Origin of the sequence: Rhizobium ecuadorense, assembly GCF_001187535.1 — a bacterium.
Classification (GTDB): domain Bacteria; phylum Pseudomonadota; class Alphaproteobacteria; order Rhizobiales; family Rhizobiaceae; genus Rhizobium; species Rhizobium ecuadorense.
In genome coordinates this window covers 1-12,034 of sequence record NZ_LFIO01000714.1, presented here as the reverse complement: position 1 = coordinate 12,034, position 12,034 = coordinate 1, and the positions used below count along the sequence as shown (strand labels likewise).

The 12,034-nt window shown below is 62.1% G+C and carries 13 protein-coding genes; 11 read left to right on the top strand and 2 right to left on the bottom strand.

The window, feature by feature from the left end:
- The first annotated feature begins 341 nt into the window (after positions 1-341).
- From AF337_RS13520 to AF337_RS13485, 8 genes are all read left to right on the top strand, one after another.
- The gene (locus tag AF337_RS13520) at positions 342-1,265 is read left to right on the top strand and encodes an MYG1 family protein (RefSeq protein ID WP_049732488.1); all 924 of its coding nucleotides are present in this window, start codon (positions 342-344) and stop codon (positions 1,263-1,265) included.
- A gap of 178 nt (positions 1,266-1,443) precedes the next feature.
- Positions 1,444-1,833, top strand: a complete 390-nt coding sequence (locus AF337_RS13515) for a c-type cytochrome (protein WP_049732487.1) — start codon at positions 1,444-1,446, stop codon at positions 1,831-1,833.
- Between the two features lie 200 nt (positions 1,834-2,033).
- The gene (locus AF337_RS13510) at positions 2,034-2,852 is read left to right on the top strand and encodes a cytochrome c oxidase subunit II (RefSeq protein WP_049732486.1); all 819 of its coding nucleotides are present in this window, start codon (positions 2,034-2,036) and stop codon (positions 2,850-2,852) included.
- 26 nt (positions 2,853-2,878) lie between these two features.
- On the top strand, positions 2,879-4,648 hold the full coding sequence (ctaD, locus tag AF337_RS13505; protein ID WP_049732485.1) for a cytochrome c oxidase subunit I: 1,770 nt from the start codon (positions 2,879-2,881) through the stop codon (positions 4,646-4,648).
- Positions 4,645-5,358 carry a cytochrome c oxidase subunit 3 gene (locus AF337_RS13500; protein ID WP_049732484.1) on the top strand — a complete coding sequence of 238 codons (714 nt, stop codon included), beginning with the start codon at positions 4,645-4,647 and terminating at the stop codon, positions 5,356-5,358. Before ctaD ends, AF337_RS13500 begins: the two co-directional genes overlap by 4 nt.
- 21 nt (positions 5,359-5,379) lie before the next feature.
- The gene (locus AF337_RS13495; RefSeq protein WP_049732483.1) at positions 5,380-6,099 is read left to right on the top strand and encodes a heme-copper oxidase subunit III family protein; all 720 of its coding nucleotides are present in this window, start codon (positions 5,380-5,382) and stop codon (positions 6,097-6,099) included.
- 7 nt (positions 6,100-6,106) lie between these two features.
- On the top strand, positions 6,107-6,478 hold the full coding sequence (locus tag AF337_RS13490; RefSeq protein WP_049732482.1) for a cytochrome C oxidase subunit IV family protein: 372 nt from the start codon (positions 6,107-6,109) through the stop codon (positions 6,476-6,478).
- Positions 6,479-6,518: 40 nt separating this feature from the next.
- A complete protein-coding gene (locus AF337_RS13485) occupies positions 6,519-7,100 on the top strand; it encodes a dienelactone hydrolase family protein (RefSeq protein WP_049732481.1) in 582 nt (193 codons plus the stop codon).
- A 31-nt stretch (positions 7,101-7,131) separates the two neighbouring features.
- On the opposite strand, the gene AF337_RS13480 is transcribed toward AF337_RS13485, so the two are convergent.
- Positions 7,132-8,049: a LysR family transcriptional regulator gene (locus AF337_RS13480; protein WP_049732480.1), complete on the bottom strand. Its 918-nt coding sequence runs from the start codon at positions 8,047-8,049 to the stop codon at positions 7,132-7,134.
- 98 nt (positions 8,050-8,147) lie between these two features.
- Here AF337_RS13480 and AF337_RS13475 point away from each other — a divergent pair, with 98 nt between their 5' ends.
- On the top strand, positions 8,148-8,939 hold the full coding sequence (locus tag AF337_RS13475) for an SDR family NAD(P)-dependent oxidoreductase (RefSeq protein ID WP_049732479.1): 792 nt from the start codon (positions 8,148-8,150) through the stop codon (positions 8,937-8,939).
- Positions 8,940-9,161: 222 nt separating this feature from the next.
- Positions 9,162-10,169, top strand: a complete 1,008-nt coding sequence (locus AF337_RS13470; RefSeq protein WP_049732489.1) for a helix-turn-helix domain-containing protein — start codon at positions 9,162-9,164, stop codon at positions 10,167-10,169.
- 112 nt (positions 10,170-10,281) lie between these two features.
- Here AF337_RS13470 and AF337_RS13465 read toward each other — a convergent pair whose 3' ends face one another.
- Positions 10,282-10,659, bottom strand: coding sequence for a DUF2750 domain-containing protein (locus AF337_RS13465; protein ID WP_049732478.1), 378 nt, complete (start codon positions 10,657-10,659; stop codon positions 10,282-10,284).
- Positions 10,660-10,781: 122 nt separating this feature from the next.
- Here AF337_RS13465 and AF337_RS13460 point away from each other — a divergent pair.
- Positions 10,782-12,034 (top strand): efflux RND transporter periplasmic adaptor subunit (locus AF337_RS13460; RefSeq protein WP_152971056.1); only part of this gene is annotated, 1,253 nt, incomplete at its 3' end.

Below are 12,034 nucleotides of genomic sequence, written 5' to 3'. Positions count from 1 at the left end.
CAGTCTTGAATCTGATTTGCTCACCTTTGGGAATCCCAAGAGTCCACGACTCCTAACCTTCACGGGCCTCGAAGGGTGAGGCGGGTGTGCCAGCGCAAGGAGCAGCGCTGCAGCGTGTCCTTCGAGGCTTCGCCCTGCGGGGCTACGCGCCTCAGGATGAGGGGCGTTGGAGGTTGCCGCGCCCCGGCGCCGAGGGTTTGCTGCTATTCCAGCGCCGCCATCCCTGCCGTCGCCAATGCGCCAAAGTCCAAGAGTCTCTTCCTATAGAGGCTTGTCGTCATATCCACCAACCGCTATCTGGTGCTGACCCAGGCGGACCCGCCAAAACGACAAGGCCTTTCATGATCCCCGATTTCCTCGTCACCCATTCCGGTGGCTTCCATGCCGATGAATTGCTGTCGAGCGTTATCCTGACCCGGCTTTTCCCGCAGGCGCGCATCGTCCGCAGCCGGGCGCCGGAATGGATCACGCCGGGCCAAGACCGGATCATCTACGATGTCGGCGGCGCCTATGACGCTGGTCGCGGCATATTCGATCATCACCAGCGCGGCGCGCCGATGCGCGACGATGGCCAGCCCTACAGCTCGTTCGGCTTGATCTGGAAGCATTACGGCCGCGATTATCTCGCAGCCTCCGGCCTTCCCGAGGCGCATGTCGAGGTGGTGCATGGTTCTTTCGATGCCGGCTTCGTGCTGCCGATCGATCTGACCGACAATGGCGCGCTCAGCCCCTCGGGGCCGTTGGCGGGTTTGACACTGCCGGCGCTGCTGGAGACTCTGAAACCGGTTTTCGACGAAGCGCAACCCGAGGCCGACGATCGCGCCTTCCACGCAGCACTTGCCGTTGCCCGCAGTTTCGTCGAGGCGAGGATCGCCCAAAGTGCCGCAAAATTGCGCGCCGAGGCGATGGTGCACCGGGCAATCGAAGCTGCGGGGCAGGGGCGTGTTCTGGAGTTGCCGCGGGGGATGCCCTTCCGTCCCGCCATCGTCAAGGCGGGCGCCGATCACCTGCTGTTCGTCGTCCACCCGCGCGAAAAGGATTGGTGCGTGACCGGCATCCGCCGCGCCGAGGAAGGCTTCGAACTCAGGGCCGATCTGCCGACAGCCTGGGCCGGTCTTGCCAATGGAGAGCTGGAGACAGTTTGCGGCATAGAGGGCGCAAGCTTCTGCCACAACGGCCGTTTCATCGCCGCCGCCAGGACCCGCGAGGCTGCACTTGCCATGGCCGAGTTGGCGGTTAAGGAGGCACTTTCGATCGGGGTTTAACGGCCGTTATCCGCGTCGGGTTCACCTGATCTCATCTGCGTTCAGGTGACCCCAACTGTGAGGCGATTGACTTGCATCCGCGAAGGACTAAGCTTCGAGCCATAACAACCACCACCCACACGCGAGAGATAATTGAGGGTGTGAGTGGCTGGCGACCTTGAGGAGGATGAGGTTTGCCATGGATTATCGCGTTGTTCTGCTGATTGGTGCAACTGTGACTGCCCTTTTCCCCGGTTATGCCGGGGCGCAGGAGGGCGACCCGACGGCGGGCGCCACCGTTTTCAAGAAATGCGCGACCTGTCACGTGGCCGATTCCGATACGAATAAGGTCGGTCCGTCGTTGAGCAAGCTGTTCGGCCGTAAGGCCGGAACGCATCCCAACTTCGCCTATTCCAGCTCGATGAAGGAAGCTGGCGAGGGCGGTCTCGTGTGGGATGAGGCGACGTTACGAGACTATCTCCACAATCCGAAAGCCAAGGTGAAGGGCACGAAGATGGCCTTTGTCGGCGTGAAGGACGATCAGGAAATCACCGATCTCATCGCCTATCTCAAACAATATTCCCAATGACTGGCAATATTCTCAGTGACGGGCAATATTCGCAGTGGCGGGTATTGCCAGTGATGGCAATACTCCCAATGACGGGTTCGCGGCCGGCGGGGCATGCCTAAATCGCCGTAATTGCCGATATTTTCTATCTGTGCGATAATAAACACAGACTTTTTGCGGAATGCGGTTTCACGGGTCAACCTGCTCGAGGAGGAGCGGAAATGGCTGTCGTGCTGATCCTCGTCCTGATTGTCGTCGGCTCCGTACTGTTCCATGTGCTGAGCCCTTGGTGGTGGACGCCGATCGCGTCCAACTGGACCTATATCGACACTACCCTCGTCATCACCTTCTGGATCACCGGCATCGTCTTCGTGGCGGTCGTTTCGTTCATGGCTTACTGCGTCTACCGCTTCCGGCACAGGCCGGGAAACCGGGCGCATTACGAACCCGAGAACCGTCGGCTGGAATTGCTGCTCGGAGGGGGAACGGCGCTCGGCGTCGCGGCGATGCTGGCGCCCGGCCTGATCGTGTGGAACCAGTTCATCACGGTGCCTGCCGATGCCGCATCGGTCGAGGTCGTCAGCCAGCAGTGGCTATGGAGCTTCCGCCTGCCGGGCGCCGACGGCAAGCTCGGCCGTGCCGAGACGCGCGACGTCAGCCCCGAAAACCCGCTCGGCCTCGACAAGAACGACGCAAGCGGCCTCGACGACATCATCATCGAGGGCGGCGAGCTGCATCTGCCGTTGGGCAAGCCGGCGCATATATTGCTGCGCTCCGTCGATGTGCTCCACGATTTCTACGTGCCGGAATTCCGCGCGAAAATGGACATGATCCCCGGCATGATCACCTATTTCTGGTTCACGCCGACACGGACGGGAAGCTTCGAGATCCTCTGCGCCGAACTCTGCGGCGTCGGCCATCCGCAAATGCGCGGCACCGTCGTCGTCGATAACGACGCGGACTACCAGACCTGGCTCGGGCAGCAGCAGACATTCACCCAGTTGACGGCGTCATCGGGAGAACTGCCGCCGGCTAATTGAACCGGCGGGGAAAGGGAAGAGAGATCATGGTCGAGATTCCATCCGGCAGCATTCCCTCCGCCGAAGTCGAGGATGTCGAACTTTATCATCCACACAGCTGGTGGACGAAATATGTGTTCAGCCAGGATGCCAAGATCATCGCCGTGCAATATTCGATCACCGCGATTTCGATTGGCCTGGTGGCGCTGGTGCTCTCATGGCTGATGCGGATACAGCTCGCCTTTCCCGGCTATTTCGCCTTCATCGATGCCGATCACTATTACCAGTTCATCACCATGCATGGCATGATCATGGTGATCTATCTGCTGACCGCGCTCTTCCTCGGCGGCTTCGGCAATTACCTCATTCCGCTGATGGTCGGCGCCCGCGACATGGTGTTTCCCTATGCCAACATGCTGAGCTACTGGATCTACCTGCTCGCGGTGCTGATCCTCGCCGCCGGCTTTTTCGCCCCCGGCGGCCCGACCGGGGCCGGCTGGACGCTTTATCCGCCGCAGTCGGTTCTCTCCGGCACCCCAGGCGGCAAGGACTGGGGCATCCTGCTGATGCTTTCGTCGCTGATCGTCTTCATCATCGGCTTCACCATGGGCGGGCTGAACTATGTAGTGACCGTGCTGCAGGGACGGGCGCGGGGGATGACGCTGATGCGGATGCCGCTCACCGTCTGGGGCATCTTCACCGCGACAGTGATGGCGCTCTTGGCCTTTCCGGCCCTCTTCGTCGCCTGCGTCATGATGCTGTTCGACCGCGTGCTCGGCACCAGTTTCTTTATGCCGGCCATCGTCGAAATGGGCGAGCAGCTGAAACATGGCGGCGGCAGCCCGATCCTGTTCCAGCACCTGTTCTGGTTCTTCGGGCATCCCGAGGTCTATATCGTCGCACTGCCGGCCTTCGGCATCGTCTCGGACCTGATCAGCACGCATGCGCGCAAGAATATCTTCGGCTACCGCATGATGGTCTGGGCGATCGTCATCATCGGGGGCTTAAGCTTCGTCGTCTGGGCGCACCACATGTATGTCAGCGGCATGAACCCGGCCTTCGGCTTCTTCTTCGCCACGACGACGCTGATCATCGCCGTCCCGACGGCGATCAAGGTCTATAACTGGGTGCTGACGCTGTGGCGCGGCGACATCCACCTGACGCTGCCGATGCTGTTTGCCCTCGCCTTCATCGTCACCTTCGTCAATGGCGGCCTGACCGGCCTCTTCCTCGGCAATGTCGTCGTCGACGTGCCGCTGTCGGATACGATGTTCGTCGTGGCGCATTTCCACATGGTCATGGGGGTCGCGCCGATCCTGGTCATCTTCGGAGCGATCTATCATTGGTATCCGAAAGTGACGGGGCGCATGCTGAACGACATGCTCGGCCATATCCACTTCTGGATCACCTTCCTCGGCACCTATGCGATCTTTTTTCCGATGCATTATCTCGGCCTGCTCGGCGTGCCGCGCCGCTACTTCGAAATGGGCGAGACGGCCTTCGTTCCGCCTTCGGCCCATTCGCTGAATATCTTCATCACGGTGATGGCGCTGATCGTCGGGGCCGGGCAGATGGTCTTCCTGTTCAATCTGGTGTGGAGCCTTTTCCGGGGCAGGGAGGCAGGCGGCAATCCGTGGCGGGCGACGACGCTCGAATGGCAGACGCCGCAGACGCCGCCTGCGCATGGCAACTGGGGCAAGGATCTGCCCGTCGTCTACCGTTGGGCCTATGATTACAGTGTGCCGGGGGCGGCTGAGGATTTCATCCCGCAGAATGTGCCGGCAGACGGCGGCGTCACCCGGGAGATTCCGGCATGAACGTCACCCTGATCTTCCTTGCCGCAGTCGCCGCCGTCATCATCTGGTGGCTTTCCGGGCAGCGGCTGACATCGAAGCCCTGGCTGGAAACCGGGTCGATGCAACTGCCGGTTCATGACGGCGCCGACCGGTCACCGGTGCCGGCGGTGAAAATCGGCCTTTTCGTGTTTCTCGGCGTCGTCGGCGCGCTCTTCAGCCTTGCCGTCAGCGCCTATTTCATGCGCATGGCGTCGGCGGACTGGTGGGCCACGCCGGTTCCGCGGCTGCTCTGGGTGAACAGCGCAGCACTTGCCTTGAGCAGCGCCGCGCTGCAATGGGCCAAACGAGAAGTGCGGCATGGCCGCATGGAAGGCCTGCGGCCGGCGCTTGTGACAGGGCTTGCGCTTGCGGTCTTCTTTCTCGTCGGACAGATCCAGGCATGGCGGGAACTGACGGCGGCCGGCTACATCCTCACCGACAATCCAGCCAACAGCTTCTTCTACATGCTGACCGGCCTGCACGGATTGCATATTCTCGGCGGGCTCGCCGTGCTTACCCACACGACGGTCAGGGCGTTCTCAACCACGGTCGCATCGGACAAGCTGTGTCTCAGCGTCGATCTCTCCGCCATCTATTCGCATTTCATGCTCGCCGTCTGGCTGTTGCTCTTTGCGCTTTTTGCCGGCTGGGCGAATGATTTCGTCGATCTCTGCCGCACGTTGCTGAACTAGGGGCTGAAGAGGAGGTTGCAGATGGCACAGACGATCGAGACGCACGGCGAGCCAGGCCTGAGACCATCAGGCCTGCGTGGTGTCGCCGCCGATTTCAGCTCGGATCAGCGCGCCTTCAAGACCGCCTCCTGGGGCAAGGCGATGATGTGGATCTTTCTCTTGAGCGACACCTTCGTCTTCGGCTGTTTCCTGATCGCCTATATGACCGCCCGTATGTCGACGCCCGTGCCATGGCCCAATCCGAGCGAGGTTTTCGCGCTGCACATCGGCGGACAAGACGTTCCGCTAATCCTGATCGCGATCATGACCTTCGTGCTGATCTCGAGCAGCGGCACCATGGCGATGGCGGTCAATTTCGGCTATCGCCGCGACCGCCGCGTGACCGCGATGCTGATGCTGCTGACGGCACTTCTCGGAGCCTGCTTCGTCGGTATGCAGGCCTTCGAATGGACCAAGCTGATCACCGAAGGCGTGCGCCCCTGGGAGAACCCATGGGGGGCCGCACAATTCGGCTCGACCTTTTTCATGATCACCGGCTTTCACGGCACGCACGTGACGATCGGCGTCATCTTCCTCATCATCGTCGCCCGCAAGGTCTGGCGCGGCGATTTCGACGTGGAACGGCGCGGCTTCTTCACCAGCCGGAGAGGGCGCTACGAGGCCGTCGAGATCATGGGCCTCTACTGGCACTTCGTCGACCTGGTCTGGGTCTTCATCTTCGCGTTTTTCTATCTGTGGTGAGGTCGTCATGAGCGAGACAACGGCGCATGGGCAAAGCCCGCATGCACAAGCCCTGCACGCACAAGATCACGGGCAGCAGCATCCGATCCGGCTCTATCTCTTCGTCTGGGGCCTGCTCTTCGTGCTCAGCGCCTTTTCCTATATGGTCGATTATCTCGGCATCCAGGGTTATCTCCGGTGGACGCTGATCCTGCTGTTCATGATGCTGAAGGCCGGGCTGATCGTCGCTATCTTCATGCACATGGCCTGGGAACGGCTGGCGCTGGTCTACGCCATCCTGCTGCCGCCGCTGCTGGTGCTGGTTTTCGTGGCACTGATGGTATCGGAAGCGGATTATACGATCTTCACCCGGCTGGCTTTCTTTGGGGCTGGGCCTTAGCTATCGGTCATCAGGTGCGACTATCTCAACCGGAGCAATGATGGCCGAGATTTTGCTGTTCCATCACGCACAAGGGCTGACCCCTGGAGTGCGTGCGTTCGCCGACGAGATCAGGGCAGCCGGCCACATGGTGCACACGCCTGATCTTTTCGACGGGCGCATCTTCAACAGCATCGAGGAGGGGCTTGCCCATATCGGCGAGGTCGGCTTCGACGCCGTCAGGGAGCGCGGTGTCCGGATCGCCGACGAATTGCCGGTCGAGCTCGTTTATGCCGGGTTCTCCTTCGGCGTGCTGCCGGCGCAGAAGCTGGCGCAGACACGGCGCGGCGCCCGCGGGGCTCTGCTTTTCTATTCCTGCCTGCCGATCAGCGGCGAATGGGCCTTCGGACCTTGGCCGGACGGCGTCGCCGTCCAGATCCACGGCATGGACAACGATCCGATTTTCGCAGGCGAGGGTGATATCGACGCTGCCCGCGAGATCGTGGCGAAGGTCGAGGATGCGGAGCTTTTCCTCTATCCCGGCGATCAGCACTACTTCGCCGACAGTTCGCTGCCGTCCTATGACGCGGAGGCGACCGCGCTCCTCACCGCCCGGGTGCTCGCGTTTCTGGATCGCGTCTGATCCCGGCGTCACACTGTCGCTCATCGAGCAATCAATCCGCATGCAGCAGCGGCGAGGCCCTCAGCGTGTCGACCATGTGGTCGATGAAAGCGCGAACGCGATGGGGGACGGGGCCGCCGGCAACGTGGACGGCGTGAATCAGTTCCAAGTCTCCCGGGTTGCAATCCTCCAGCAAGGCGACAAGGCTTCCCTCGGCAATTTCGGCCGCAACGTGGAACCGACCGAGACGGGCGATGCCAGCGCCGGCAAGGGCCATCTGCTTCATCGTCTCGCCATTGTTGACAACAAGGCTTCCCGATATCGGCTGCTCGATATCCTTGCCGTCGCAGCGGAAGGGCCATGACGGCCGGGCGCGGCGGAAGCTGAAGGTCAGGCAATCGTGATGTTCGAGATCGGCCGGGATCTGCGGCCGCGTCTTCAGCGCAAGATAAGATGGCGAGGCGCAGACGACGCGCCGTGACTGGCCGAGCTTGCGGGCGATCAGGCCGCTATCCGGAAGGTTTCCCATGCGAATGGCGACGTCGGTTTTCTCAGCGACCAGATCGACGATGCCGTCGGTGAGGCTGAGCTCGACGATGAGATCGGGGTTGCGGGCGACGAAATCAGGCATAGCGGGTGCGACGAACATTGTTCCGAGAGGCACGGTGACGCTGACGCGCAGCCGGCCGCGAACAGCGCCGCCCGCCGCTTCCTGATCGGCGTCGTTCAGATCCTGCAGGATTCTGAGTGCCGCGCGATGATAGGCTTCGCCTTCCTCCGTCAGCGTCAGGGCGCGCGTGGTGCGCAGCAACAGGCGCGTTCCGAGCCGCGCTTCCAGCCGGGCAATCAGTTTGCTGACGGCGGACGGAGTGATTTCGAGGCTGCGGGCTGCGGCCGAAAAGCCGCCCTCCTGGACCACGCGGGCGAAGACTTCCATCTCGCCTGAACGCTCCATCAGAACGCGCATCATTGAGGAATCTCGTTCACAGGTGCATGTCCATTTCAGGCAATAGTTCTTTGTCTTCTCAGATCATAAATTGGTCCAGAACGCAATTTGGAGACCAGATGATGGACTTGAAACTGACCGATAGGACTGCACTCGTCACCGGCGGCACCGCCGGCATAGGGCTGGAAATCGCCCGCGCGCTCGCCGCCGAAGGCGCACGCGTCGTCATCACCGGCCGCGACCGCGGTAAACTCGACGCTGCCATTGCCGATATAGCGGCATCGGGCGCCAAGGGCGTCAGCGGGATTTTGGCCGATGCCGGTACCGGTGAGGGGGTTGCCGAGATCGCCAAGGCGGCGCCCTCCATCGATGTCCTCGTCAACAATCTCGGCATCTATGAAAGCAAAGCATTCAACGACATCAGCGATGCCGACTGGAGCCATCTCTTCGAAGTCAATGTGATGAGCGGGGTGCGCCTGTCACGCATCTATCTGCCCGCCATGCTGGAGCGGAACTGGGGCAGGATCATCTTCATCTCGAGCGAATCCGCGCTCGCCATCCCGCAGGATATGATCCATTACGCCACCACCAAGACGGCGCAGCTTTCGATTGCACGTGGATTGGCACAATTGACACGCGGCACCAACGTCACCGTCAATTCGGTGCTGCCCGGGCCGACCCGATCCGACGGGATCGAAGCCTTCCTGCGCGGCCAGGCGAGCGATCCGTCCGCGCCGATCAAGCAGATCGAGGCCGAATTCTTCGCAACCGCACGCTCCGCCTCGATCCTGCAGCGCATGGTGGAGGCCGAGGAAGTGGCAAACCTGGTCGCTTACCTCGCGAGCCCCCGTTCCTCCGCTACCAACGGCGCGGCACTCCGGGCCGAAGGCGGCCTCGTCAACACCATCTCGTAAGGGATGGCGTTGACCGATACACCGCTGACGATCACAGCCGTCACCTTTGACGAACGGAGCAAGGCGGCGGCCGTGGCTGGATTGCGGATGAGCACCGGACGAGCGCGGAGAGGCGGGGCCAAAAATCCCTACCAAAACGCGTTCTAAAACGTGATGGAGGTCGCTTCGGGCGAGGATCTCGGCAATGATGGACGTCTTTCGTCGCTCCGATCCTGTCAGGCCATGCTATTCATTCCGCTTCCCTTCGCCGTCGCTATTCTGCTGCTTGTCCTCTTCGTCGCCGTTCTCAGGCGCGACGAGGAGGCGGCGCCGAACCGGCCGTTTCTGGCGCTCATCCTGCTTGCCGCGCTGCAATCCGTGCTCTCCGGCCTGCGTTGGGGATATGGGGTGCATACGGTGGGGATGGTCGCGCCTGTCATCGCGGCGTTGGTGCCGCCGCTTGCCTATGCCGGGGTTTCCCGGCTGGTCCGGACAAGCCGGCGACCGCTGCCGGTACGGATTGTGCTGCATGCCGTGCCAGCCGTCGTCATCCTGCTTCTGACGGCCTTCTGGCGGGATGCGATCGATATCGCGCTGGTGCTTGTTTTTGTCGGGTATGCCGTGGCCATCCTGCTTCTGATGCGCCCGGGCGCCGATGCGCTGCGGCTGGCGCCTTTCGAAGGGGCGGTGCCGGCCTATAGGGCGATCATCTTTACCGCCGCCGCCCTGTGTCTCTCGGCCGCGATCGATACCTTCGTCTTCCTCGACCTCACCTCGGCCCATAGTGTGCGTGCGCTGATGCTGATCAGTGTCGGAAATCTTGCCGTCCTCGTCATCCTCGGCATCGCGGCGGCCGCCGCCAGCCGAAGCCGGGCGCCGGCCGAAATGGTGGAGGTGGCGCCGCGGCCGGAGACGAGCGAGGACAAGGAGACGATCGCCACGGTCGATGCGCTGATGGAGGCAAAGAAGCACTATCGCGACGCCAATCTCAATCTCGACCGGCTGGCCCGCAAGACCGGCATCCCCGCCCGCCAGATCTCGGCGGCGATCAACCGGGCGATGGACAAGAACGTCTCGCAATATGTCAATGATTACAGGATCGCCGAGGCCTGCCGGCTGCTTGCCGGAACGGAAAAACCGGTGACCGAGGTCATGTTCGAGGTCGGCTTCCAGACGAAGTCGAATTTCAATCGCGAGTTCCGGCGGGTGACGGATATGACGCCGGTTGCGTGGCGGCAACGAAAGGGGTGAGAGTCAGTCTCTCTTTCCTCAGTCATTGTTCGCCACAAAACCTGGTGCATTCAACTCGGCGGTTCGGATACTCTTTGCGACGGTGAAGGAAGTGCCACGGAGCGGCGGCATACTAGCTCCCGGAAGTGGACCCAGGATGGTCGCGGACATTTATAATACGTTTTCTGACATTGTCAGGCGTCATGTCATAGCCAGTCGCGTGAACGCCGGACCAATTGATGCCGACCGCAAGACCGTCTCGTTCCAGTCCGGGGATCCAGCGCTCCATGAATTCGGATAAACTAAGTTGGTATGTCTGGAAGCCGCGATAGGCGACAACATTGTTGATGATCTTCTGCGCTCTGCTTTCCGAGGACCAGAATGGCATCACGGTCTGGCCCTCCGGACTCTTTGAAGTAGGAAATCCCCCATCATCTCGAATCGACCAAAGGACACCGTATGCGATGATTTCGCGGAAAAATTTTGCGGTTTGTGCTGATGCGATACTCATGGCCGTATTAGAACATCGGCGCCTGAGTTCCGCAATTCGCTGTCAGGTACACAATCGCGATTGAGGACGGCCTGTAATGTGTTCAAGGTCGCGGTTTTGCTGCCGCCGGCCATTCTGTCGGCATGAACACGACCACGGAACATGAACGAGACCTAGCCGCCAAGCTGACATCCCTTTCGATTGCCCCGGCGAGCCTGAAGACAGAGCCGCCGAAGCGTCCTGTCCGGCGGTGGATAACGCCGCTTGCAATGCTTTCGCTGGCCACGGCGGTCGGCGCGGGAGCGCTGCTTGTCACGCTGCCGGATGCCGTTCGGCGTGTCGAAAACGGGGTCGCGGCGCTCGGGCCTGGAAATCTGGTTGCGGTCCCAGCTGGCGGACCGGCGACGTCGCCCAGGGGCGCGGGCGAGGCGATGGGCGCGCTTTCCGCCGAGGGAAACTCGGGCAAGGTTTCGCCTGCGCCGATCCGGGGCACTTCTGCGCCCACCCAGGAAATCACCGGCTCCGGTTATGTCGTCGCACCCGTTATCGCCACTGTCTTTTCCAAATATGAGGGCCGGATCGTCGCGGTCGGGGTGGAGGCGGGCGATCGCGTCGTCGCGGGGCAGGTGCTGGTGCGGCTTGACGATGCCGGCGCCCAATTTGCGCTTCGGGGTGCAGAGATCGCCGGGCGGGCAACGGCCTTGGCGCTTGCTGCCAGGACTATCGACCTTGCCCAGGCGCGCTCGTCGTTTGCGCGCACCGAGCGGCTGGCCGGGCGCGATGCCCTGTCGGTGCAGACGCTGGAGGAGGCGAAAACGGCTGTCGACAGGGCCGAAAATGCCGCGCTGCAGGCACGGCAGGATGTCAAAAAAGCGGAGCTTGAGATCGACAAGGCGCGTGAGCAGGTGGAGGCGCTGACCGTGCGGGCGCCGATCTCCGGCACTGTCACGCGGCTCGACGCGCATGTCGGCGACACGGTGCTGTCGCGCCAGGACAGCGTGCGGGAGGATCAAAGCCTGCTCGCCATCACCGATACGGCGAGCCTGGTCATCGATGCCGATGTGGCCGAGGCCAATATCGCGCTGATGCGGCCGGGCCTCTTGGGCGAGGCGGTGCTGGACGGCTTTCCCGGCCAGCCCTTTGCAGTCGAGGTGTCAAAGATCGCGCCGGTCATTTCGCGGGAGAAGGGGACGGTGACGCTACGCCTGTCGCTGATGTCGCCGCCTGCCGGCATGCGGCCTGCCATGGCGGCGCGCATCCGGCTGGTGGTGGGGGAGGAGGCGGGTGTGGGTGCCCATCACCCGCCCTCGTCCTTCGAGGCTCCGGCCTTTGGCCTGCACACCTCAGCAACCGTGTTGTTGGGGCTCGTTCCAGGGTGTGTTTCTTTTAAGGATGG

What these genes read in the sequence shown, in the direction of transcription:
- AF337_RS13520 (WP_049732488.1), top strand. Translation starts at nt 342, where the DNA reads ATGATCCCCGATTTCCTCGTCACCCATTCCGGTGGCTTCCATGCCGAT.
- AF337_RS13515 (WP_049732487.1), top strand. Translation starts at nt 1,444, where the DNA reads ATGGATTATCGCGTTGTTCTGCTGATTGGTGCAACTGTGACTGCCCTT.
- AF337_RS13510 (WP_049732486.1), top strand. Translation starts at nt 2,034, where the DNA reads ATGGCTGTCGTGCTGATCCTCGTCCTGATTGTCGTCGGCTCCGTACTG.
- ctaD (WP_049732485.1), top strand. Translation starts at nt 2,879, where the DNA reads ATGGTCGAGATTCCATCCGGCAGCATTCCCTCCGCCGAAGTCGAGGAT.
- AF337_RS13500 (WP_049732484.1), top strand. Translation starts at nt 4,645, where the DNA reads ATGAACGTCACCCTGATCTTCCTTGCCGCAGTCGCCGCCGTCATCATC.
- AF337_RS13495 (WP_049732483.1), top strand. Translation starts at nt 5,380, where the DNA reads ATGGCACAGACGATCGAGACGCACGGCGAGCCAGGCCTGAGACCATCA.
- AF337_RS13490 (WP_049732482.1), top strand. Translation starts at nt 6,107, where the DNA reads ATGAGCGAGACAACGGCGCATGGGCAAAGCCCGCATGCACAAGCCCTG.
- AF337_RS13485 (WP_049732481.1), top strand. Translation starts at nt 6,519, where the DNA reads ATGGCCGAGATTTTGCTGTTCCATCACGCACAAGGGCTGACCCCTGGA.
- AF337_RS13480 (WP_049732480.1), bottom strand. Translation starts at nt 8,049, where the DNA reads ATGATGCGCGTTCTGATGGAGCGTTCAGGCGAGATGGAAGTCTTCGCC.
- AF337_RS13475 (WP_049732479.1), top strand. Translation starts at nt 8,148, where the DNA reads ATGGACTTGAAACTGACCGATAGGACTGCACTCGTCACCGGCGGCACC.
- AF337_RS13470 (WP_049732489.1), top strand. Translation starts at nt 9,162, where the DNA reads ATGCTATTCATTCCGCTTCCCTTCGCCGTCGCTATTCTGCTGCTTGTC.
- AF337_RS13465 (WP_049732478.1), bottom strand. Translation starts at nt 10,659, where the DNA reads ATGAGTATCGCATCAGCACAAACCGCAAAATTTTTCCGCGAAATCATC.